This window comes from Bacillus sp. EB V-12, from assembly GCF_056158125.1.
Window position 1 is genome coordinate 73,892 of sequence record NZ_JBUXJL010000004.1, and the last position, 22,713, is coordinate 96,604.

Consider the following 22,713-nt stretch of genomic DNA (forward strand, 5'->3'; position numbering starts at 1 on the left):
AATTAATCTAGAAATCTCTTTTACTTCACCTCCATATTGGCTATTTTCACGTATGTATTTCAATGACCTTTTAATACGAAAACGTTTGCATTAGTACTTAAAAAAATAGATTTGTTTATGCCTTCATATGTTTGTAAATGCTAAAAGATCAGGGAAATCATTTTAAAGCAATCGTTTGTTATCGCTTTCATTTTATAGACTTTCTATCAAGAGGTCAATATATTATTAATTTTCTGTTTTTATATATTTTAAACCTTATTTATTTGTCACAACTTCTTACAGGTAAAGTGCCTCATTATTGCTTAGTCAGTTTATTTTCAATAATACATTGCTACGTAAAAAACAGCTAATATCCTTAAAATGACATTAGCTGTTTTTCATAATGTATTAATATATGAATGATAACTATATTTCTAAATTACTTAATTTTTGCTGCATCAAATGCTTTTTGAACTGCTTGAACTTCAGCTGTATTCGCACCATATTTATTAGTTGCCACTCGAATACATGCTGATCTCAATTCTTTGAAATTAGAAGTCATGTTTAACTCATCTGTATTTGCATAATAGAAAATATCAAACATTTTATCTTCACCAATTCCTTTAACAGTTACTCCGTTATGAGTTCCGCCTTTTGCAATCAGATACGCAACTTTATTAATAATACTTGAATTAAAATGAACACCGCCTTGATCCCATCCATTAAAATCGTTAAATTCACTGTAATCATCTGGATAAGGCACTCCAAGTGAAGATGGCACAGAAGCTGGGTTTTCCATATCACGGAAAACAGATCCCGTTTGTTCTCCCATTGTCCAGTTAAAGTTTCCATTATTTACGTATTTCTCAATAGATGTTCCCATAATATCAGATAGCGCCTCATTAATCGCACCGGATTCCCCGTAATATTCAAGATTAGATTCGCTAGAAGTAACAGCATGTGTAAATTCATGTCCAGCTACGTCATATGCTTTAACAATAGGATCGCCATATACAAGCATACTTCCATTATTAGCACTTAATGCATTCTGCCAATTTTTCGGATCATTCGTCTCTTCAGAATCCCAAGCGTGTACAACTGAAACTACCTTTTGTCCCTTATTATCAAAGCTATTACGCTTGTATTTATCTTTATAAAAATCAAATACTTTTGTTGCTAAGTAATGAGCACTTACTGCTTTTGGATCGTTAAATGTTGCCGAAGTACTTGTCGCTAATGTACCAGGATAATAGCTTTCTTCTTTAGTAATATCTCTGTAATTCACATCATATGTTTCAATGCCTTGCCCTCTTGTATAATCAGCAAGAGCATATTTGCCATTACTTTGTTTAGAGATACCAAATGAACGATTAATACCTAAATCATCTTTTCCTGTTCCGGTTAATGATGTAAGACTGCTTTGTTTACTTTTCTTTAAGGCTCCAACTAGTTTTTCACTTGCTTTTAAGTTAGATTCTTTTACCATATTTTTTAACATATCACCATTTTGTGCATTTACTAAATAAGTACCAGAAATATAGTTTGGTGTTGCAGCTTCGAAGGTAACTTGGTATGCATTGCTAGCTTGTCCATTATTTTCATCAACAAAAATAACCTCTTTAACTTCTGGCTCAGAAATAAACTTGATATTGTTCCCGTATTTCGTATAAATATATTGTTTTGCTTCATCTTTTGATAGATTAATAGTTTTTTTCAATTCTTCTTGTTTTAAATTTTGCGCGCTATCGCCTGAAACACTTTTAATAACACCCTTATTATCTACGTGTGCAGTTAATTGATGTCCATATACTTCTTTTCCTTCGTATGTTTGCTGCATACGCACAAGTGTAGTTCCATCATACGAACCACGTTTTTGAAGGACTTTATAATCTACTCCTGCTTCTCCATTGACTTGTTTTTGGGACAGAGCTTGTTCTGTTTTCTCCTTAAGTGCATCCTTTACTACATTTTCTGGTGCCTTTTGTGACGGCTGTGTAAGTTCACCCGAACGGAACGATTCCTCCTGAATTTGAACTTGTAGTTGATCTGTTTCCTCTGCATGACCTACCCCATATGGTGCCACAGCTGTTAAAGCTAATCCTGTTGTTAATGCTACCTTAGTTAATGTCTTTTTGTTTTTCATTATTTCACCTCGTATAATTTTTGAAATAGAAAGCTTGTACAAAGTATACTGTCTATTAATGTCTAAAAAAAAGAGAAAATACACAATTTATGTAACATTATGCAAAATTACATAAATTAAGGATGATGCTACAATTAAAGAACAACTCATATAAATGCATTAATTTCAATAAAAAAGAGCTCCCTAAGACGCTCATCCAATTGGTTAGTTATTAATTATCTATATTCATTCTAATAAAAGTATACTTATATCTAAATAACAACATAAAAACCCACTCTTAACTATTTTAAGAGTGGGTTTCATGCTATTAAAATAACAATTACTATAAGAAATTTTATAATTTATATTTTTTTAGTAATCCTACTAAGTTTTTTGTAAAATTCACCTTTTGTCTTTACATGATTAAACTGATTTGGATTAATATTTGCTTTTTGTGAGAGTAATATAATCTCTTCTTTTGAAATTGAGTCTTTCGTATTTATAGATGCTATATTTGTGTATTTTCCGTCTTCTGTTTTTGGAATTTCTAAAATCCCTTTATTCACAAGATCAACTACCGCCTTATGCTCTGAAGAATGTAAATCTACACCAGTAATTTTCCAATTACGCATAACTTTTGGCGTGTATACACCGTTCTTTACCTCTTTTAAATATGTAATAGCAAGGTTACGAATGGTCCCACCTGTTTCTCCAAATGCATTCTCTTGTTTAGATGACCAAATTTGTTCAAACTTACGCCCCTCTAAAGCTCCTCCTTTTGCCTGAAGAGCCTCCATTCTATATGCATTCATTCCCAGCGTCATAGCATCGCTCATTTTGATTGGTTTGTTTGTACGAATAGAGCGTAAATTTGTAATTCTACTTCCATATGGTTTTGTTAAGTCAATTTCGTATTTTACGCCTCCAAAGAAATCGTTCGTACTGTATTTAGAGGCACGGCGGGTTTTATCAAAGCTAACGGTTACATCTCCGGCACGAGATGAGTTAAAATATCCTGCTGCCCATTCCATATAGTCTTTTAAATCTTTTCCAGAAATCTTATATACTGTAATTTCTCCCAAGGCATATTGGTAATTGTACGCAATATCTTTTTTCTTAATAGGACCTATATCTAAACGGGCATAATCATTATCAATTTGATGGGCTACTACATCTGCTTTACTGTAGTAGAGCATGACTTCATGAAAGAAATCTGATAAAGGTGTTTCTTGAATCTGAACACTTGGAATACCCTTTATTTCATTTTCAGGAACAAGATTTCTACCCTTTAATTGAGCGACTACAACATTTGCATCTCCTCTCGCATATTCGTGAAAAGGTGTTAATGTTTCTTCAAGTGTAGGATCAGATAATATCGTTGTTCCATCAGCATTTTTTACAGGTATAGCGGTAGCAGTTTTATTTTTTAAAGCCAACTTCCCATCTTGCTTTGTAAAAGTAAGGTCAATACGTGAAATATGTGTTCCATATTTATCTGGTTCTGTAATAATTACGCCATTTACAACTTCTTTTTTTACAAGTTTATGCATGTGAGCCGCAAAAATAGCGCTTAGTTCCGGACAAGCATTTGCAATATCTTGAACACCAGTACCAGGGATACCATTCTCATTTTCTAATCCCATATGCATAACTCCTACCATTACATCTACTTTACCTTCTAATTCCTTAATTGCCTTTTTCGTCTCTTCTACCGGATTTTTCACCACTAAACCATTTAAGTGATCTGTCCCTTTTTCAAAATCACTAATCATTGGTGTATTCATACCAATAATCCCAACTTTAATTCCACCTTTTTCTACAATTGTATATGCAGGAAGAAAGCGCTCTCCATTTTCCTTATAAATATTTCCTGCTAACGTTTTTCCCTTATATTGCTCACTAACTTTTTTCAATGTATCTAATCCAAAGTTGAATTCATGATTTCCAAATGCCCAGGCGTCATATCCCATTGTATTCATCGCTACCATCATTGGCGATTGTGGCTTATCGTTGAATAATTCTACTGAGTTTCCTTGAATTGTATCCCCGGCATCTACTAATATGGTATTTGGATTTTCTTGACGGACCTTCTTTATAACCGTATAAAGCTGTGTCAAACTTCCACTCATATTTGCTCCATCAAGCGCATAATCCCAAGGCATAAATCTACCATGAATATCTGCAGTACCTAACAATGTGATATTAACTTCAGATTCCTCAGCCTTAGAGATAGGTGGTTTGACTATTACTGCTGTTCCAAGCAGTAATAGAATTACAAAGTAACATACAAAGTTCTTCCATTTCATTTTTTGCATAATAATAATATTTCTCCCCTTTTTGTACTTTCATAAAGTTGCTTGAACTTTAAAAATGTAACTTATTATTCAGGAAACTTCAACTACAAAAGATAATTTTGAAGGTGGTTCTGTTGCAAAAATAAAGAGAATAAATTGCATACATCCTCTAACAGAATTGTATTTTATCATGTCCTGACAGAATACCCCTTTCTTAAGAGTGTGAAGTGTACTTTCAAAATAAGGACATATCATTTATCATCATAAAAATCATCATTTCAATTTATTAAAACGGGCATATACAATATGTTATGATGATTAATTTTTTGAATTTCGTTACTGATTTATCTCCTTCTAAATAAAAACACTTTCAAAAAAATAACCCCGCTCTTCATTTAAGACGGGGGTTACACTTATACAGAAAATCGGATAGTTTCATATTTTCTTAAGCTTATTGGTTACTTTCAACTAATTTCATTCTATTTTTGGTTTCTTCTGAATCAATAAGAATCAACCGTTTTCCCTGTTTATAATACGTATCGATAATAAATAGGGAATAATTTTTACTTTTCAATTTCACAAAGCAATTTTATCTCTTTGATTTGTAACATATGACGCTGTTCATGCAAATAGATCAGTTCTATCCACTGATCAAGGGGCAATTCTCCAAGAGCTGGATGCATCACTGATTTTTTCGCTAATACAGACTCATCTTCTATTGTACTCAGGAAACGCATCAATTCTTTTCTTGATTTGCTTAGCATATTGAGCATTTGCTGCACTTCAAATGGTTCTATACTTGGTTCAATCATTTCTGGAGCTATAAACTTTTTCGTTCTATCTAATAAAATAGTGTGAATTTCTTTACGCTCATTTTGGGTACTATCTAACTTTTTTAATCCTGACGAAATAACTGTTATCACTCTCTCATCTAATAAAACTAAATGATGACAAACTTGTGCAATACTCCATTTATCCTTATCTGGTTTCCTATTAAATTGAGCATTACTCAACAAAGTAATTTCCTCAACTAATTGATTTCTCGTTTCATAAAACTTGTCATTTACAATTGTATCCATGTGGATTCTCCTTTCATTGCAGCCTACATACTTAAATTTCTACGCTAGAAATATTATCTTCGAAAAAAGATTTTCTTTCACTACTATTCCAATTTCATTTTAAAACCACAAATGAAGTTATTTGTTTTATATATATTTTTAATTGGCACAAATAAATCAACCTTTAACTTTCCTTCTAGATCTTCAGCAACATTATTTAAGCAAAACTCTAAATTATCTCTATCATAATCTGCATCATACTCACTATTTGGTAGCCACTCTGCATACATGTATTGATACGCTTCACTTAATTTATGAGGTTCATCATAGAACTGGAATAGACCATATGTACCTCCATCTAATCTTTTAAATTGCACAGTATGATACTTTTCTTTATCGAAGTTTTCAGGAATCGTAATACATGCATCATGCCGGCACTTATGACTTGCAACAAGTTCAGGATTATCCAATGATATTCCGATAAATGATTGCTCTGGTGGATACAGTTTATTTTCAATTGACCAATTCAGTAACTTTCCCCAGTGATCTTGCGGTTCAAAGTAGCTACCAGTTCGTCTTATATACGCTACTTCTAATGGTGGTAATTTTTTTATAACAACTTTCATTTATATCTTCTCCCCTATAAATATGTACACTGTTTAATTAGCTTTCTTTAACATTTATTCCTTCTTAAATAAAAAGAATTCTCTAATCATATAAAGTGAAACTTTAATCAGCGGGAGATGAATTTGAATTGAAATATAATTGATTACTATTACTACTAAAGTAGTATGTACTTTCATACTTTTATTTGATTTTACATTCTTTTTAAAAGGTGGAGGATTTTAATTGATTAAAGGAATATACGAAGCGCATTTACCAGTATAATGTCCTATCAATTTATCATTAAATAAATGTAAAAAATGACCCTATTTATTCATTTTTAATGCGTATGTATGTACATTTGTTAATTTATTCGATATATTATGGGTATTGAATGATTACGTGAAGTGTATAGGTCGCTTATATAACACCTTATATTTTTATATCCGTGAAAACTACAAAGTGTATGAAAATCCATTTGTCAAATGAATTTAGTGCGGAAGGAGGTTTGTGGTTACTTCATAGGGTATAATAATCAGTTTTTTACTGATAAAAATATAGGAGGCGACATAATGTTTCGTACGATTTCAAATTTCATGAGAGTAGCTGAGATAAGAAGGAAAATCCTTTTTACACTAGCGATGTTAATCGTTTTTCGAATTGGCACGTTTATTCCAGTTCCTCATACTAACGCAGAGGTATTAAAAGTACAAGATCAAGCTAACGTTCTAGGTATGTTAAACGTATTTGGCGGAGGAGCATTGCAACACTTCTCAATCTTTGCTGTAGGTATTACACCATATATTACAGCTTCCATCATAGTACAGTTACTACAAATGGATGTTATACCTAAATTTTCGGAATGGGCAAAGCAAGGAGAAATGGGCCGTAAGAAATCAGCTCAATTCACTCGATACTTTACAATCATTCTCGCATTCATACAGGCCATCGGAATGTCTTATGGCTTTAATAATATAGCAGGTGGACAATTAATAACAGATCAAAGCTGGACTACATACTTATTTATTGCGACAGTTTTAACTGCAGGTACTGCATTTTTACTTTGGTTAGGCGAACAAATTACCGCTAACGGAGTTGGTAATGGTATTTCGATGATTATCTTCGCAGGTCTTGTTGCTGCGATTCCAAATGTTGCAAATCAAATTTATTTACAACAATTCCAAAATGCTGGCGATCAGCTATTTATGCACATAATAAAAATTGTTTTAATTGGACTCGTAATTTTAGCGATAGTTGTTGGTGTTATTTACATTCAACAAGCTGTACGTAAAATACCGATCCAATATGCAAAAGCTGTTTCAGGAAACAATCAATATCAAGGAGCAAAAAACACTCATTTACCGCTTAAAGTAAATAGTGCTGGTGTTATACCAGTTATCTTTGCTTCTGCATTTTTAATGACGCCGCGTACAATTGCGCAGCTCTTCCCTGATTCAAGCGTATCAAAATGGTTAGTTGCAAATCTTGATTTCGCACATCCAATTGGAATGACACTTTATGTCGGTCTTATTGTTGCTTTCACATACTTCTACGCATTTATTCAAGTAAATCCTGAACAAATGGCTGAGAATTTGAAAAAGCAAAATGGATATGTTCCTGGTATTCGTCCTGGTAAAGCAACTGAACAATATGTAACTAAAATTCTATACCGTTTAACATTTATCGGTGCAATTTTCTTAGGTGCTATTTCTATATTACCGCTCGTATTCACGAAAATTGCTACGTTACCACCTTCTGCTCAAATTGGTGGTACAAGCTTACTTATCATTGTCGGTGTAGCACTAGAAACTATGAAGACGTTAGAAAGCCAGCTTGTAAAACGTCATTATAAAGGCTTTATTAAAAAAGTGAATTAATTATCAAAAACACAGTTGGTTATTTTTTCAACTGTGTTTTTGATTTTATCAGTCCTGTAATATACAGGGCTGTTGCTTTATTAAACTACATCTCCTTCTCTAATAACCGCCCTTTTTTGAAATAAGTCCGTAGTGTTGAACGATTGGCCAAAAATACACCAATCAATATAAGACAAGCCCCCATTCCCATTGTAGGATTTAAAGGTTCTCCTAAAATGATATATCCCACAATTATTGCAATTAATGGTGATACATATAACCACGTCGATGGAAATACTGGATTTGTTTTTGATAAGAGCCAGTAATATAATCCGTGTCCACCAATCGATCCGATAAATATGAGATATAAAATAGGCCATTGCACACTCCATGAAGTTAATACGGTTACATTTGGTTGTTCTACAATAATAGATGCGATTAGTAGTAAAATCCCTCCATAAAACATTTGAATACCGTTAATAAGAAATGGTGATACATTTGATAAATCTGACAGTATTTCTTTCGAACGAATAGAGCCTATTCCGTAAAATAACTCCCCTATAACTAAAACAATACAAGCAATACTCCATATGAAACTTACTTGTTGATGCATTCCTGGTAAAGAAACAAATATAACACCTATTAGTGCAATAACTAAAGCAACGAGTTGTTCCTTTTGTAATTTCTCCCTATTCCTCTTTGCTTGTATTAATAAAATCATCATTGGTCCCGTAGCAGAAAGAACAGCAGCTAATCCCGAAGAAATATATTGTTCTGACCAATATAAACTTGCGAATGTCATAAATGTTAAACAAAATCCAGCATACATAATGCGTTTTGAAAATATATGTGGCATAATTTCTTTTCGCTTTAATTTAAAAATAATCATAAGGATTATGCCCGCTAAAAAGAAGCGAATTCCTGCTGAAAACAACGGTGGCGCCCCTGCTTCAATTCCAATTTTTATCGTTAAAAATGTTGTCCCGAAAATAATACATACTAAAATGTAATTAAAAATGACCATTTTGCTTCCTCCTTTTTACTCTTAGAATGAGTATAGAGGCTATGGTGTATAACAGTGTATCGGTACATATAACAGTTACTTCAAGTTGTAGTTGATTCCCTATATATTTTTCGCTTTAATTAAGTTAAAAAGAAAAATAGGTGAACCTATGAAAATTGTATTGCGTAAAGAAACAAACATACCGTATTACAAGCAAATATATATGCAAATTGTTGACAGAATACAAAGTGGTATGCTTTCACATGGTGAATCTCTTCCTTCTTTACGTTGTATGGCCACAGATTTACAAATCAATGTATTAACAGTTCGTAAAGCGTATAAACAGTTAGAAACGAAAGGGTATATACGCATCGAACAAGGAAAAGGTGCTTACATATATAAACGGGTAAAGAAAGATTTCAAACCAATTCCGTATAAATGGCAACAAACGAAAACGATTAATGTTATGCGTTCTCAATATGCAATGAATAAGCACCGTAAATATTATAATTTTTCACAAGCAATTCTGTATCCTCGTCTGTTACCAAATCCATTTTTGGCAGATGAAATGCATAAATTGCTGGATAAAAATCCGATGTTGTTAGCAACTTATGGGCCAGTTCAAGGCGATTATGAATTGCGAGTTGAAATAGCAAATTACTTACATGAACACCAGAAATTAGTGACAGACCCATCTCAATTATTAATTACAAGCGGCGCACAACAAGGAATTGATTTAATTGCTCAAACATTATTAAAACCTGGAGATATTGTATTGGTAGAAAGTCCATGTTACAGTGCTGCGCTTGATATTTTCATCAATAAAGGTGTTCAAATCATTCCCGTTTCTCTTGATAATCATGGAGTTCGCTCCGACTTAATTGATGATATTTGTCAAAGTAAAAATCCCGTTTTATTGTATACGAATCCCACCTTCCAGAATCCGACAGGTACAGTAATGAGTAAAGAACGAAGAATGGAACTTATAGAACTATCGGAGCTATATCAATTTTTTATTATTGAAGATGATTCTTTCGGAGAAATATATTTTGAGGATGCTATAATCCCGCCCCCAATCAAAAGTTTTGATAAGGATGGCCACGTAATATATATAAAAGGATTTAGTAAAACGTTAGCACCAGGACTGCGTATTGCAGCACTTATTGCCGATGGTCCTATTTTTGAATGGCTATATGCAGTAAAAGGTTCAATGGATATCGGTAGTCCTTTATTAACACAAAAGGCACTTCTACCGTTTTTACGTGCAGAACGTATGAAAAACCATTTAGAAAAATTACGTACAGCTTTACAAATGAGACGTGATTTAACAATTGATATATTATCGCCATTAAAAGAACTACACTTTGAAATACCAAATGGAGGTTTTAATTTATGGGTGACACTACCTGATTCGATAGATCCCTTTACCTTATTACAAAAAGCAAATGAAGTAGATGTCTCTTTTTTACCAGGAACAGCTTGTCTATTAAACTACGAAACAAATGATAACCAATTAAGAATTAGCTATTCAATGTTAAACGAGAAAGATATGGAAATTGGATTAGAGAAATTACATGATACAATACGAAAAAGTATTTGTTAGAAGCAATATCACATTAGCCAACAATAAATAATACCCGAAAATGTATAGTATGGGATACTATTTATTGTTGAGCTTTTTCGTTATTCAAATCTAGTTACTCTATAAGCTGTAATCTTGATTATCATTCCACTTTAACTACAATCTTTCCTCTAACATGTTGTCCTTCACTCAAAATATGAGCTTCTCGAACTCCTGCTTCATTAAATGGCACCACTTTACTTATGATTGGTTTGATTTTTCCGTTTACAATTAAAGCTGATAATTCTTCTAATTGTTTTCCATTTGGTTTTAGCCATAAAAATCCTGATTTTATTCCTTCTACTTTTTGTAGTGGTTCATGAACAATGGAAACTAGAACACCACCAGGTTTAATAATTCGAAAACTTTTTTCTTGCACTTCGCCACCTATTGTATCTAACACAATATCAAAATCTGATACTAGTTCTTCAAATTTATCTTTTTTATAATCAATAACGAGATCCGCTCCTAAAGACTGTAAAAATTCTTTATTTTTTCTACTAGCAGTCGTGGCAACAAAAGCTCCAAATGATTTTGCGATTTGGATTGCCAAACTTCCAACGCCACCAGCTCCAGCATGAATGAATACACGGTCATTTTCTTTTATTTTTGCGTAATCTACAAGACTTTGCCACGCTGTAAGTCCTGCAAGAGGAATAGAAGCTGCTTCTTCGTAACTAATATTATTAGGCATATGTGATACTAAATCTAATTGTACTGCAATGAATTCAGCATAAGAGCCGCTTCCTATATTTTCAGGTTTCGTAAACACTTTATCTCCTATATTGAAACACTCTACATCTTCTCCAACTTCTTCAATAACTCCAGCTACATCTAATCCTAAAGTGATTGGAAATGAAAAGCGTAACTGTTCTTGTAACTCACCTTTTCTTATTTTCCAATCAACTGGATTAACAGATGTTGCATGAATACGTATTAATACCTCATTATTCTTAACAACCGGTTTTAAAACTTGTCTTTCTTTTAATTCTTCAACACTGCCATATCGATCAATAACAATTGCTTTCATTTCCTCTCCTCCTTACTGTTTATTTTAATAACATACAATTATTTCTCAAAATTTTTTGCCTTGAATTACCATATACTTATTTTTGGGGGTAATTATGCAAAAAGCATTATAAAGTAAAACTTTAATCATTCCTCACCAATCGGGCTCTTACTGCCCGGCAAATAGCGGGATGAATTTCAAAAAGAATCTTACACACATCTTAGAATTATTCAAAACTGTATTATTAATTAAATTCAAAAGAAATGGGGCTAACTTTATGAGTGAAAAGATATTTAAAATAAACGGTATTGATATATGTACAGAAAGCTTCGGTAACTCTAATGATCCCGCTATTTTATTAATTATGGGAGCTACTTGTTCAATGATATATTGGGATGAAGAATTTTGTGAACAGTTGGCGAACACAGGAAAATTTGTTATTCGCTTTGATAATCGCGATGTTGGACGCTCTGTTACATATGAACCTGGCACTTCAAATTATTCAGTAACAGATATGGCTGAAGATGCAATCGGGGTATTAGACGCTTATCATATTGATAAAGCCCATCTTTTTGGTATGTCATTAGGTGGTATGATTGCTCAAATTGCCGCTGTAAAACATCCCGAAAGAATTTTGACGCTAACTTTACTAGCGACTAGTGTAATAGGATCTGATAATAATACTCGCGATTTACCCCCAATGGATGAAAGGATTTTAACACATCATGTAAAGAGCGCAAGTATTGATTGGACAAATAAAAATGATGTGGCAGAGTATTTAGTTTCAGGATCTCGTCTATTATGTGGATCAGAACGAATATTTGATGAAAATAGAGTTTATACACAAGTAAAACAAGAAATAGAACGCGCAAACAATTTATTAAGTATGTTTAATCACGCTTTACTTCAAGGTGATGATGCATATGAAGGTGTACTTCACTCCATACAAGCACCAACATTGGTTATTCATGGAACAGACGATACAGCACTCCCATTTGAACATGGCCTCGCACTAATTGATGAAATTCCAAGCTCAGTACTATTAACTCTTAAAGGGGCAGGTCATGAAAATCATCCAAATGATTGGGAAAGCATAATTAACGCTGTTTCTAAACATACATCTGAAATTTAGACAAACAAATAATTAACAGAAGGGGCACAAATTGTATTGTGCCCCCTTCCATTTACAAACAAAAACCCATCACTGTATTCGTATGTATAGTGATGGGACTTCTTATATTTTTCTATGTTTAAAAAAATGGACAATCTAATTGATCAACAGATTCCCATAATTTTTTTTTTGCATTTTCGGTGGATGTATTTGCTTCTAGTGTCATGTTTTTAAAAGGGTTTACTTCGACTTTTAATAAGGATGAAGGCTCCACATATAATGAGAAAACATGGCTGCTTGGTAAAGCTTTTGAAACGTCAATATCTCCTACTTGTTTAAATAATTGCTGCGCAGCAAAAAAGAAGAAATTAGTTGGATTTGATTGTTTATTCAGCCACGCAAGCATTTCAGGTGATACCGATTTATGAATATTGATTTTTACTCGATCACCACGTTTATATCGCCTAGATCGCATACTTCCACCAACTAACTTATCGTTAAGTTTGTAAATCCTAACTCTTTTTGCTTATGCTCTCTATATTTTGGCGAACAAGTATATACTAATAATCCTCGTGCATTTGTAAATAACGGATTATCTACAAAGATTACATTTTTGAGTCGTCCTTTTTGCTTTAAAATCATTTTTAAACTATTTTTAATAATTACTGCACCCCCGCCATAAATAAACACGTATGGATCGTCTTTCATATCATCAATTTTATTTATAATATCTGTTGCGACACGCGCTGCTAAACCTAATAGTGCCGGCTGTGATTCCTCAACTAATAAGGTATTTCTCGGATGCGTATCATTTAAATAAATTTGATTGAATTCTGTAATACTATCAATCGTCTTAGTTGGATACTTCCGGTTCCATCTCGTAATGATTTGTAGTAACGTCTCTTTTACACCATAAGATAAACCTTTACTTAGTTGCGGACGGAAATTTACCCCTAATGAAACAACTTCTTCTGTCGTCCCTGCACCAATATCAAAAGAGAGTAGAGTTTTATCTACAAAATCAATTTCAGAAACTTGATTTTGCTCACATTCTATTTTATGTTTCACAACATTTCCTTCTTCATCGTATACAATGCCCCACGTCCCAGAAGCACCCTCAGGCAGGCATTTACAATACTCAATTGAAACATTAATTGTCACATCGCGTCCGTTCGGATAATGGAAAATAACCTTATGATTTCCCATATAACGTTTTGCATTTTCAGCAGCTATTTCTTGTGTAATAAGCTGCATAGGAAGAGCGACAGATAAATCATAACGAATATTAATATGGCTAGAAGTTGGACTTTGACGCATAGCGCTTACCGCCAAACCTGATAGTATTGTAATAACCATTAACTCATCCGTTGACTTATTTGATTTCTTCTCTACCTCAGTACCTTTTAATTGATCTTGAATAACTTTTTCTCCAACGATGTATCGTACATTATTTAGCATTAACGATGGCGAACTTATAGTCACATCAATGTGGTTTTCTAATTCAGATAATGAAACATCTACCTCATCTAAGAGTCCTGTAGGCTCACCTATATATAAAGAATAAATACTCGGAATAAAAATAGGGTCTTGCCCTTTCACCATTAACTTCAAACCGTTGTTTCCTGCATCTGCACCAGCTTTTAAAAGTATAGACATAACTACCCCCTAAATTAATCTGACATCCCTTCCAAATATATGCGAGCCCATTCTTTTACATTCAAATGTATTGTAATTTTTTATTTATCATAAAACCAAAATATTGCATACTTACATATTTCGTGTAAAAAGTATTTGACATGATACTTTTCCAATTTTATACTTATATTTGTAAAAAGTTTTTTACAATCGAGGGGGCAATTATTTATTGAATACTAAAAAAACTATTTTTATAATCATTGTTTTAGCATTAATTGCAATACTAGTACATGGCACATATAAATACATAACTGAAGGTTCTATTTTAGGTGGTACGATTTTTGCTATTTCGTTAATACTTAGTAATTTAATTAATCACATTACTTGGGGAGATCCCCACGGTGTGTCAGAAGAAAGTCAAGATGAGATGGGACAACAAATTACATATAAAAGCTTTAAAATTGCGTATTTTGTGCTTGTAGTTGTAATGTTCCTTTTATTAATCTTCTCCGAAGGATTTTCTATGGGGGCTAATTTAGATGGAGTAAAAAACCTCCCCCTGTTCATCGCAATTTGCTCTTCATTCTTTATTTATCCTATTGTCGAACTCATAGTTGCAAAACAATATAAGTAAAAAGATGAGGTTTTCTACATGTAGAAAACCTCATCTTTTTATATTTACATACTCTCTACAATTGCTTTTAATTTATTCACAGTCCGCCAATTCCTAACTGTAGCTGGTGTATGTGACTTCTGAAACTGGTTCATTAATTTAGAATTTCGAATGCTATTTTTGAAAAATAAATAAACGACCTTCTCATCTATATAGCAATCTTCAAGTTCACTTTTAAATGTAAGCAATTGACTACTCTCTTCTTCAGAAAGTACATTAGCTAAAAAAGCAATATGAACACTTTCTCCTTCTAACAATGAATGAACTTCATATGGACATTGTTTAATAATATTTATAAATTCATCATGTGTTCTTAGCATGACTGGAACATCGAAATCAAATTCTTTTTTTATTTCAGATTGTATTCGGTCCTTTAGAAAGTTTATACCTTCCTCAGATTCGAACACAATATTACCACTTTGTATATATGTTTTCACTTGTTTTAACCCTATTGATTCAAACACTCGTTTTAAATCAGCCATTTTGATTACTTTATGGCCACCGACATTGATTCCTCTTAGTAATGCAATATAAAGTGTCATATTATCCCCCCCACAGTAAAATGAACTTATCGATTGAATCGGTTTTCCCACTCATATTTCTCGGATATTTGTTTTAATTCTTCTAACATATCATGAATAGATAATACCTCAAATAAAATAATAGATTCACTTGAAAAATGGTGATGATAATGATTTGGTTTATAATCTTTTAAATCATTTTTATAACTCCAAGTTGGGATGTTAAAAAAATCACAAACTAACACTGTAAGAAAAACTGCAATCCCAGTTTTAATCACTCTTCCTCCAACGATATTCCATTTTCTATCTTGATTCATTTTTTATATCCTTCATTCCTGTTTCATTTTATATACATATATTATATATTGTTAAAATAAAAAAACCTACTACTTGAATATTCAAGAGTAAGTTTTCTATTTCATTATAGGTAAATGCATTATTATTTGTTGGCCAATTGGCCCCATTCTTCTAAAACCTTTATCTTGGAAACCAACTTTTGCATATAAATTTTGTGCAGGAATATTTCTTTCATTCACAGCAAGTACAACTTCATTTTTTATTGGAAAATAACGTTTTACAAACTCTTGTAATAGTGACAGTGATTTTTTAGCATATCCCTTCCCTTGTCTATTGTGATTTATAGAAAATGAAGTTAAAAGTAAAGCATCCTCATTATCTGTGAACTCCTTTACTCTATCTCCCGTTTCCAATGCGAAAAGACCCACCGGTACCCCATTGCGATCTAAAATAACAATCACATTTTTTGTATGATCACTTTTTGCTTTCTCCAGTAATGCGCTTGGATCTGATGTAAACTGAACTTGTTCACTTGGTAAAGTAAATGTTTGTATAACTTCTTTATATTTCTCCTTATACGGAGCTAATTGAATTTCCCCTGTGTGTATGTTCATGCTAAACTCTCCCATTTTTTAGCTTATTAACTTATACCTTGCTGTGCTTTTGAATGCACTCTTCCATCTAAAAAGGTAATTTCAACAAATGAATTTGGATCGTTCCCTTTCCAAGCAAAAATTTGTTTAATTTGTGTAGAATGCTCTACCCCTTCTTCTATAAGTAAATCTCCTTCAAAACCAATTAAATCTTTCACTTCTGTATAAGTCATTCCTTCATTTATACTCGAGAAATGATTTATATTGATAGACTCTTTCTGTTGCCTTTCCATCACAGTAGAAGAAGTTGCTGTTTGGTTTTTCACTTCTTTTCTCTGTTCACACGCTGTCATACTGAAACCTAAGCATAAACTAAACAATATACATGCGCTTTTTTTCATCATAACAGTTGTCCCTCCCATCATAATTAAACCATATATTCCCTTAAAAATAAACTGAATATTTAATATTATATTTAAAAACCTCGTACAATTAAGTACGAGGCTAATTTCATTTATTCAAATGATTATTTGATTGATCATCCTGTTCTTTTCTTAACTCTTGTTCTTCATCTTTTGGTAATTGTTTATCATTATCTTTAATTGGGTTCGTTTCTCTATTTTCTATCATATCATTTGGAACTTGTGGCATTACTCGGCCCACAATAGCGGCTAATTCATCTAGTATACCTTCACCTGTTTTTCCTTTTTTAATTTGCTTTCCGATTTGTTTGAGGCGTTCATACGTATCAACATCTGCTACAACGACTGCATTAGCACCGTCAGGGTCATTTTTTAAACTTTCTGCAACAGAGTACTTAATTGATTCAACTCGAGTTCGATCAAGTTTTGCTTTTACATCAATACCTACAATAGCATATTTTCCAACAACGACCGCTGTTGCATCATTCACACCTGGCACACTTGCTGCTAAAGATGCTAAATGATCTGCTGCTTTTTCATTTGGCTTATTTGATTTATTCGTATAATTAACATTTTTCATTGAAACATTTTTTTGTTCCGGCTTTTCGTTTGGATTGTCTTTTTTTCCAATACTGCATCCAGTTATAACGAAGCAAAGCATCAATATATATATTAGAGTTTTCATTATTTTCACCACTTCACTATTAAGGTTTAATCATAAATTTTTTCAACAGCTTGCATTTTCTTTACCTTTTCCTCGGCCCCGCTATTAGCATTAATGAATATTTGGTACGTATCTTTTCCTAAAGTGCCTACAAATTCATAGCAAAGTACTTCATTATGCAAATCATTGACTACTAAAGCTTTACGTTCTTCCATAACTTTTACATCCGGATTGATTTTCTTTCTTGCTTCTGCTGCAGTTAGCTTTGCCGATGGAACTGTTCGCTTTTGATGTGACGCTAAGTATTCTTTTGCGGAGAACCCAACGATAGAACCATCATCTAAAGCAATTTTCATTTGGATTGCTTCTGGATAAATTCGTACTCCATTTTCATTTACTACATACGTAAATACACCAACATTATCATATTGAGAGCTATCATAAAGCTCCATATTATTAAACTTATGGTCCTTTAAAAATTTCAAACCTTTACTACCTGCATCGTTTAAACTAACTTTCTGTTCTTTAATTTCGCGGTTATTCATAACCCAAATTGGATATCCGCCTTTTCCGGTAATATCCATATAGAACTCATTGTTCGTTGCTTCATCTTTAATTTTCACACTATAGAAGGATTCTTTCGCACCTTTTCCGCTTTTCTCAACATCTACTTTTTCATTTCCTTTTAAATTCAAAAATGATTTGGCAATTTTCGCCGCTTCATCTTTAGAAATTGCCTTTCCTTCCGCTTCAAATCCACCTTTTTTATTTTTTTGCGCACTTGTAAAGGTCGGTCCGAAGTTTGTAGAAGAATATGATGTTACGTTTTTCTCTACAGTTTTCAATCCATCAATAATTGTGTTATCTGCTGGATCGCGATTTGATGCAAGTGCCATTTCTACATCCATCCAGCGTAAATTATTTTTCAAAACAAGATGTTGTACTTTTCTTAGTTCATCTTGTATATTTCCTGCATTTGAATATAAAGTTTGTAGCGTTTTATATTCTTGCTCATTTAACGGCTCTTTTTCTAAATCACGAATGGCTGCACGGTAACTGAAATCACCGATATTCGCTAAAAATTCTTCCGTTTTATTAAATGGCATTAATGTTAAAGGAAGTTGCCCTACATCCGAGCGAGCTTCAGATGTTAAACGCCATACATCCGCTAATGCAGGTGATAAAGATGATCGTGAATTCATCGCAAGTGTTGTGCCAATTTTATCGTGTAATAAATCGACTTCGTATGCTAAATCATGGAATGCACGTTGATAGCTATTTTCCGCTCGAATTAAAACTGCATTTTTCTCTTGGTGCTCTTTATAGCCCCAATAGCCTGTTCCTACTACACCGACTGTTAATAATACAATGATAATACCTCGTAACATTGTCCCACCTCCGCTCTATTTACAGAAAATATGTTTACCGATTTTTTTAATTTGTGGACGAGTCCAAATCCATTTACTAGTCGCAGTATCTGGATTGAAATAATATAAAGCATTTCCTGTTGGATCCCATCCGTTAATCGCATCTAAAACTGCTTTTTTTGCTGTTTCATTTGGCGTTAAATATATTTGTCCATCGGCTACCGCTGTAAATGCTCTAGGTTCAAAGATTACACCTGAAACAGTATTTGGGAATGACGCACTTGTAACACGATTCAAAATAACGGCAGCTACTGCAACTTGTCCTAAATATGGTTCACCGCGTGATTCTCCGTATACTGCGTTTGCCATAAGCTGAATATCATTTTGAGAATAACCGTTCGGAACATTTGTCCCTTTATTTTGAGGTGGTTTATTCTCTTGTGCAGTTCCGCCGCTATTTCCTTTATTTGTTGTCGTCCCTTTATTAGCAGTTGACTTGTCATACTTCGTTGCCTTCACGAGCATTTGCTTCGTTTTAGCTCCAGCTAAACCATCAACGGGTAATCCGAATTTCTCTTGAAAATTCCGAAGTGCCCAATATGTACCCCATCCGAAAACACCATCCACTTTTCCCGTATAAAACCCGTTATATTTCAAACGAGATTGCAGTTCAATGACATCTTCGCCAGATGCTCCTCTTTGAATAACTTGATTAGAAAAAGCTTCTACATTCTTTAGTTGTATACTACTGACCATTAAAGACAGTCCTATGAACGCAAGTAAAACTGCTATTTTAAAAATAGCTTTTTGGCGCATAATTTTCCCTCCTTAATTACGGAAATGATTTCTTGGTTATGTTTTGTAAAAGCCTCGCTTTTATGTAAAGAAGACAAAAAAATCCAAACTAATATCGTTGAAAAAATATGTAAACAATATAAAAAAAGGATAAAAGGAGTTCATCATGAAGAAATCTTTAAAACACGTCGCACTCGTCATTCTGTTCCTAACAACATGTTCAAATATATATACAGGCTCATCAATTGTTCATGCGCAGCCACCGTATGCCAAATGGGGTAAACTTGCCGTAGAAAAGACGAAAGAACAATACCCAAAAGCAGAAATTATTGACTATCTTCATATAGGTAGAAAACCAAAAACAGTTCAAATAACTGTTGAAAAATTTAAATTGTGGTTACGTGAGAACGGAAAAGAATACGGTGTTTTTGTTGATGTAGAATTTGAAACGAAGACGGAGAAATTTATAAAGTTGTCGTTTCAGAAGACGAGTAGATAAAATGAAAGAAACCCGGCTATTTAAATTCATAACAGCCGGGTTTCTTTCATTTCTAAAATTTTTTTCTAAAATATCGATTCCCTAAAAATCTTACCAATATACAAATAGTGCCAATTACAACTGCTATCCCTATACTGTATAAAAGTACTTTACCATATCCACCTATTCTCGGATCTAAAAACGGATATGGATACCAATTCACGATTGGACCACGTATTAAGCTATATACAACGTAAAAAAACGGGAATAAAAGCCAACTTGCAGATTGTTTCCAAGTGATTTTCTTAATAGGTGGATTTAAAATCCAATCTAAAAGCATTGTAATCGGCATGATATAATGTAGCACAGTATTTATCCATGGTATTGCCGTTTGAAGTGACTCTTCTAACCCTCTTAGTAACAAAAAATAAACGAGTCCTGTCGTAAGTATATATACCGTCGCCGCACCACGAAGTATACTAAACTGCTCTGAGCGACCAAATGTAGCTGTTCCGATACTACTTAAAAGGAGAATACATGCAACTAAAATGTTACTTTCAATGGTGAAGAAACTAAAAAAGTTAACTGGATTAAACGGCTTCACTTGTGCCCTAATTATGAATTGCGTAATAATGGCGCTACATACTAGAAGACTTAAACAGAATCTAAATAAAGATAAAGTTTTTTCATCCCTCATACATTCCCTCCTTTTCTTATATATAATTGGAGTTTCCCTGTACATGCTCAATAAATAGTTTTAATGGAACGAGCCCACGTTTTGGCATATGACTACTTATAATAGCTACTACTTCTAATTGAGGAATGATAACGATGTATTGTCCGCCGTATCCCATAGCGAAATATATACAATACGGTATGTGAAATCTTTCGTTATGTAATACCCACCAGTGATATCCATATGCGCCCACATGTTCATATGTTTCAAATTGCGCCCTACTTGACTCTTCTAACCATTTCGCTGATACAATTTCTTTTTCATTCCAATATCCATTTTGCAAACATAATTTTCCTAATTTTAATAAATCGGTAGATTTCATTTTCATACCGAAGCCACCTACATATATACCCTGCGGATCTTGTTGCCACTCGTATTCGTTAATTTTTAATGGATCAAATAAATATTTCTTTGCAAATCGCTCTGTCGACATTCCAGTAGCTTCTTGAATAATATAGCTCAGTAAATGAGAAGAACCTGAATTATAATTCATTTTTGTAGCAGGTTCTTCAATTATTGGCTTCTCTAATATGTACTGTACCCAGTTCTCTGATTCTACAAAGTCATTTGGGAATACTACTCCATTCCCAAACTCTTTCCAGTCCTCACCAGTAGTCATTGTTAATAAGTGATATAGCGTTAAATCATGTTTTTCCCCAGGTACATTTTCAATCCACTCTGTAATTGATGTATGTATATCATTTATATAGCCCTTATCAATTGCAATACCAATTAATAAAGATACGATACTTTTTGTAATCGAATTTATTTTATATAAGTTATTTGCACATTCGGGTGTTTTATAGTACTCAGTTGTTAATTCCCCTTTTTGATAAACAAGAAATGTATTCACTTTTTTCTTTTCGAATTTATTTTCTAGTTGCTTGAAATCCAAAAACTTTACCTCCATTTAAATAGTTACTCCATTTATTATATCTTGTTCCTTCATTTTAAACATAATTGTGCTCAAATAAAAATAAACCTGTCAGCCATAATGAACTGACAGGTTTATTTTTATAATTTCGTACGAACATTCCAAAGCTCTGGGAAGAATTGTTGATCAAGTACTCGCTTTAAATAAGAAACACCGGAGGATCCACCTGTACCCATTTTATGTCCAATAATTCTTTCTACTGTTTTCATATGACGGAAACGCCATTGTTGTAGCCAGTCTTCAATATCAATCAATTTTTCAGCAAGCTGATATAAATTCCAATATTTTTTCACATCCGCATACACTTCCAACCATGCTGCTTCTACTGTTGCATCTTCTTCATAAGGCTGCGTAATATCACGGTTTAACACATCTTTATGAATAGGGAATCCTTCTTTTACTAATGCTTGAATCGCGACATCATATAGACTTGGTGCATGTAGCGCTTTATGAAGTCGTGCATGTAATTCGGGATCCTTTTCATAAATTTTTAATGCGTGTGGCGTTTTATAGCCAAGTGCATACTCAATCATACGATATTGATACGATTGAAAACCTGAAGCTTGACCGAGTGAATCACGAAACTCAATATATTCTGATGGTGTTAATGTCGCAAGAATATCCCAAGATTGAATAATTTGAGACTGAATTTTTGATACACGTGCTAACATTTTAAAAGCTGGTTGTAATTTATCTTGTTTAATAGATTCAATCGCCGCATTTAGCTCATGTAAAATGAGCTTCATCCAAAGCTCACTTGCTTGGTGAATAACGATAAATAACATTTCATCATGATGGTCCGATAATCTTTTTTGAGAAGATAGTAAACTATCTAATTGTAAATACTCCCCATACGTCATATTCTCTTTAAAATCCGTATGAATCCCTTTTTCCATAATTACTTTTTCATTTTCTTTCATATTAGCCAAACGCCCCTTTTAT

At 33.1% G+C, this 22,713-nt stretch carries 22 protein-coding genes and 1 pseudogene; 5 read left to right on the forward strand and 18 right to left on the reverse strand.

The window, feature by feature from the left end; translation table 11 throughout:
* Positions 1-418: 418 nt before the first annotated feature.
* From ACZDYH_RS15575 to ACZDYH_RS15590, 4 genes are all read right to left on the reverse strand, one after another.
* Positions 419-2,122, reverse strand: a complete 1,704-nt coding sequence (locus ACZDYH_RS15575) for a M4 family metallopeptidase (protein ID WP_166695081.1) — start codon at positions 2,120-2,122, stop codon at positions 419-421.
* Between the two features lie 341 nt (positions 2,123-2,463).
* Complete coding sequence (locus tag ACZDYH_RS15580; RefSeq protein WP_001171052.1) at positions 2,464-4,416, reverse strand: bifunctional metallophosphatase/5'-nucleotidase; 1,953 nt, start codon at positions 4,414-4,416, stop codon at positions 2,464-2,466.
* 542 nt (positions 4,417-4,958) lie between these two features.
* A complete protein-coding gene (locus ACZDYH_RS15585; RefSeq protein ID WP_025709449.1) occupies positions 4,959-5,474 on the reverse strand; it encodes a DinB family protein in 516 nt (171 codons plus the stop codon).
* 83 nt (positions 5,475-5,557) lie between these two features.
* The gene (locus ACZDYH_RS15590; RefSeq protein ID WP_166695082.1) at positions 5,558-6,079 is read right to left on the reverse strand and encodes an AraC family transcriptional regulator; all 522 of its coding nucleotides are present in this window, start codon (positions 6,077-6,079) and stop codon (positions 5,558-5,560) included.
* A gap of 549 nt (positions 6,080-6,628) precedes the next feature.
* Here ACZDYH_RS15590 and secY point away from each other — a divergent pair.
* Positions 6,629-7,933, forward strand: coding sequence for a preprotein translocase subunit SecY (gene secY, locus ACZDYH_RS15595; protein ID WP_000490135.1), 1,305 nt, complete (start codon positions 6,629-6,631; stop codon positions 7,931-7,933).
* Positions 7,934-8,018: 85 nt separating this feature from the next.
* On the opposite strand, the gene ACZDYH_RS15600 is transcribed toward secY, so the two are convergent.
* The gene (locus ACZDYH_RS15600) at positions 8,019-8,936 is read right to left on the reverse strand and encodes a DMT family transporter (RefSeq protein WP_000234337.1); all 918 of its coding nucleotides are present in this window, start codon (positions 8,934-8,936) and stop codon (positions 8,019-8,021) included.
* 148 nt (positions 8,937-9,084) lie between these two features.
* Between ACZDYH_RS15600 and pdxR the strand changes: the two genes are divergently transcribed.
* Complete coding sequence (gene pdxR / locus ACZDYH_RS15605; RefSeq protein ID WP_006922681.1) at positions 9,085-10,518, forward strand: MocR-like pyridoxine biosynthesis transcription factor PdxR; 1,434 nt, start codon at positions 9,085-9,087, stop codon at positions 10,516-10,518.
* 121 nt (positions 10,519-10,639) lie between these two features.
* On the opposite strand, the gene ACZDYH_RS15610 is transcribed toward pdxR, so the two are convergent.
* Positions 10,640-11,566 carry an NADP-dependent oxidoreductase gene (locus ACZDYH_RS15610; protein WP_166695083.1) on the reverse strand — a complete coding sequence of 309 codons (927 nt, stop codon included), beginning with the start codon at positions 11,564-11,566 and terminating at the stop codon, positions 10,640-10,642.
* Positions 11,567-11,822: 256 nt separating this feature from the next.
* On the opposite strand from ACZDYH_RS15610, the gene mleBCA reads away from it, so the two are divergent.
* Complete coding sequence (gene mleBCA / locus ACZDYH_RS15615) at positions 11,823-12,677, forward strand: BCA family alpha/beta fold macrolide esterase (RefSeq protein ID WP_166695084.1); 855 nt, start codon at positions 11,823-11,825, stop codon at positions 12,675-12,677.
* 118 nt (positions 12,678-12,795) lie between these two features.
* On the opposite strand, the gene ACZDYH_RS15620 is transcribed toward mleBCA, so the two are convergent.
* On the reverse strand, positions 12,796-13,131 hold the full coding sequence (locus ACZDYH_RS15620; protein WP_001257761.1) for a hypothetical protein: 336 nt from the start codon (positions 13,129-13,131) through the stop codon (positions 12,796-12,798).
* 11 nt (positions 13,132-13,142) lie between these two features.
* Complete coding sequence (locus ACZDYH_RS15625) at positions 13,143-14,312, reverse strand: ParM/StbA family protein (protein ID WP_000025623.1); 1,170 nt, start codon at positions 14,310-14,312, stop codon at positions 13,143-13,145.
* A gap of 208 nt (positions 14,313-14,520) precedes the next feature.
* Here ACZDYH_RS15625 and ACZDYH_RS15630 point away from each other — a divergent pair, with 208 nt between their 5' ends.
* Positions 14,521-14,925, forward strand: a complete 405-nt coding sequence (locus tag ACZDYH_RS15630; protein WP_001093141.1) for a hypothetical protein — start codon at positions 14,521-14,523, stop codon at positions 14,923-14,925.
* Positions 14,926-14,969: 44 nt separating this feature from the next.
* Here ACZDYH_RS15630 and ACZDYH_RS15635 read toward each other — a convergent pair whose 3' ends face one another.
* The 7 genes and pseudogenes from ACZDYH_RS15635 to sleB form a co-directional block, all read right to left on the reverse strand.
* Complete coding sequence (locus ACZDYH_RS15635) at positions 14,970-15,506, reverse strand: DUF1697 domain-containing protein (RefSeq protein ID WP_016122631.1); 537 nt, start codon at positions 15,504-15,506, stop codon at positions 14,970-14,972.
* Between the two features lie 224 nt (positions 15,507-15,730).
* A pseudogene (locus tag ACZDYH_RS15640) lies at positions 15,731-15,802 on the reverse strand (hypothetical protein); the annotation flags it as partial.
* Between the two features lie 96 nt (positions 15,803-15,898).
* A complete protein-coding gene (locus ACZDYH_RS15645) occupies positions 15,899-16,411 on the reverse strand; it encodes a GNAT family N-acetyltransferase (RefSeq protein WP_116269174.1) in 513 nt (170 codons plus the stop codon).
* Between the two features lie 11 nt (positions 16,412-16,422).
* A complete protein-coding gene (locus ACZDYH_RS15650) occupies positions 16,423-16,779 on the reverse strand; it encodes a hypothetical protein (protein ID WP_000976446.1) in 357 nt (118 codons plus the stop codon).
* Positions 16,780-16,885: 106 nt separating this feature from the next.
* Positions 16,886-17,482 (reverse strand): YhcN/YlaJ family sporulation lipoprotein, encoded by a 597-nt coding sequence (locus tag ACZDYH_RS15655; RefSeq protein WP_000854053.1) that lies wholly within the window; start codon positions 17,480-17,482, stop codon positions 16,886-16,888.
* A gap of 26 nt (positions 17,483-17,508) precedes the next feature.
* A complete protein-coding gene (gene ypeB / locus ACZDYH_RS15660; RefSeq protein ID WP_000943727.1) occupies positions 17,509-18,849 on the reverse strand; it encodes a germination protein YpeB in 1,341 nt (446 codons plus the stop codon).
* A gap of 15 nt (positions 18,850-18,864) precedes the next feature.
* Positions 18,865-19,644, reverse strand: coding sequence for a spore cortex-lytic enzyme (gene sleB, locus ACZDYH_RS15665; protein ID WP_001249053.1), 780 nt, complete (start codon positions 19,642-19,644; stop codon positions 18,865-18,867).
* Positions 19,645-19,789: 145 nt separating this feature from the next.
* On the opposite strand from sleB, the gene ACZDYH_RS15670 reads away from it, so the two are divergent.
* The gene (locus ACZDYH_RS15670; protein WP_000749106.1) at positions 19,790-20,122 is read left to right on the forward strand and encodes a DUF3889 domain-containing protein; all 333 of its coding nucleotides are present in this window, start codon (positions 19,790-19,792) and stop codon (positions 20,120-20,122) included.
* A 52-nt stretch (positions 20,123-20,174) separates the two neighbouring features.
* Here the strand turns inward: ACZDYH_RS15670 and ACZDYH_RS15675 are convergent, their stop codons facing one another.
* The 3 genes from ACZDYH_RS15675 to kynA form a co-directional block, all read right to left on the reverse strand.
* A complete protein-coding gene (locus tag ACZDYH_RS15675) occupies positions 20,175-20,798 on the reverse strand; it encodes a Pr6Pr family membrane protein (RefSeq protein WP_166695085.1) in 624 nt (207 codons plus the stop codon).
* A 16-nt stretch (positions 20,799-20,814) separates the two neighbouring features.
* Positions 20,815-21,732 carry a serine hydrolase domain-containing protein gene (locus tag ACZDYH_RS15680; protein WP_086388211.1) on the reverse strand — a complete coding sequence of 306 codons (918 nt, stop codon included), beginning with the start codon at positions 21,730-21,732 and terminating at the stop codon, positions 20,815-20,817.
* Between the two features lie 119 nt (positions 21,733-21,851).
* Positions 21,852-22,691, reverse strand: coding sequence for a tryptophan 2,3-dioxygenase (gene kynA, locus ACZDYH_RS15685; protein WP_000661957.1), 840 nt, complete (start codon positions 22,689-22,691; stop codon positions 21,852-21,854).
* Between the last annotated feature and the right edge of the window lie 22 nt (positions 22,692-22,713).

What these genes read in the sequence shown, in the direction of transcription:
- ACZDYH_RS15575 (WP_166695081.1), bottom strand. Translation starts at nt 2,122, where the DNA reads ATGAAAAACAAAAAGACATTAACTAAGGTAGCATTAACAACAGGATTA.
- ACZDYH_RS15580 (WP_001171052.1), bottom strand. Translation starts at nt 4,416, where the DNA reads ATGCAAAAAATGAAATGGAAGAACTTTGTATGTTACTTTGTAATTCTA.
- ACZDYH_RS15585 (WP_025709449.1), bottom strand. Translation starts at nt 5,474, where the DNA reads ATGGATACAATTGTAAATGACAAGTTTTATGAAACGAGAAATCAATTA.
- ACZDYH_RS15590 (WP_166695082.1), bottom strand. Translation starts at nt 6,079, where the DNA reads ATGAAAGTTGTTATAAAAAAATTACCACCATTAGAAGTAGCGTATATA.
- secY (WP_000490135.1), top strand. Translation starts at nt 6,629, where the DNA reads ATGTTTCGTACGATTTCAAATTTCATGAGAGTAGCTGAGATAAGAAGG.
- ACZDYH_RS15600 (WP_000234337.1), bottom strand. Translation starts at nt 8,936, where the DNA reads ATGGTCATTTTTAATTACATTTTAGTATGTATTATTTTCGGGACAACA.
- pdxR (WP_006922681.1), top strand. Translation starts at nt 9,085, where the DNA reads ATGAAAATTGTATTGCGTAAAGAAACAAACATACCGTATTACAAGCAA.
- ACZDYH_RS15610 (WP_166695083.1), bottom strand. Translation starts at nt 11,566, where the DNA reads ATGAAAGCAATTGTTATTGATCGATATGGCAGTGTTGAAGAATTAAAA.
- mleBCA (WP_166695084.1), top strand. Translation starts at nt 11,823, where the DNA reads ATGAGTGAAAAGATATTTAAAATAAACGGTATTGATATATGTACAGAA.
- ACZDYH_RS15620 (WP_001257761.1), bottom strand. Translation starts at nt 13,131, where the DNA reads ATGCGATCTAGGCGATATAAACGTGGTGATCGAGTAAAAATCAATATT.
- ACZDYH_RS15625 (WP_000025623.1), bottom strand. Translation starts at nt 14,312, where the DNA reads ATGTCTATACTTTTAAAAGCTGGTGCAGATGCAGGAAACAACGGTTTG.
- ACZDYH_RS15635 (WP_016122631.1), bottom strand. Translation starts at nt 15,506, where the DNA reads ATGACACTTTATATTGCATTACTAAGAGGAATCAATGTCGGTGGCCAT.
- ACZDYH_RS15645 (WP_116269174.1), bottom strand. Translation starts at nt 16,411, where the DNA reads ATGGGAGAGTTTAGCATGAACATACACACAGGGGAAATTCAATTAGCT.
- ACZDYH_RS15650 (WP_000976446.1), bottom strand. Translation starts at nt 16,779, where the DNA reads ATGATGAAAAAAAGCGCATGTATATTGTTTAGTTTATGCTTAGGTTTC.
- ACZDYH_RS15655 (WP_000854053.1), bottom strand. Translation starts at nt 17,482, where the DNA reads ATGAAAACTCTAATATATATATTGATGCTTTGCTTCGTTATAACTGGA.
- ypeB (WP_000943727.1), bottom strand. Translation starts at nt 18,849, where the DNA reads ATGTTACGAGGTATTATCATTGTATTATTAACAGTCGGTGTAGTAGGA.
- sleB (WP_001249053.1), bottom strand. Translation starts at nt 19,644, where the DNA reads ATGCGCCAAAAAGCTATTTTTAAAATAGCAGTTTTACTTGCGTTCATA.
- ACZDYH_RS15670 (WP_000749106.1), top strand. Translation starts at nt 19,790, where the DNA reads ATGAAGAAATCTTTAAAACACGTCGCACTCGTCATTCTGTTCCTAACA.
- ACZDYH_RS15675 (WP_166695085.1), bottom strand. Translation starts at nt 20,798, where the DNA reads ATGAGGGATGAAAAAACTTTATCTTTATTTAGATTCTGTTTAAGTCTT.
- kynA (WP_000661957.1), bottom strand. Translation starts at nt 22,691, where the DNA reads ATGAAAGAAAATGAAAAAGTAATTATGGAAAAAGGGATTCATACGGAT.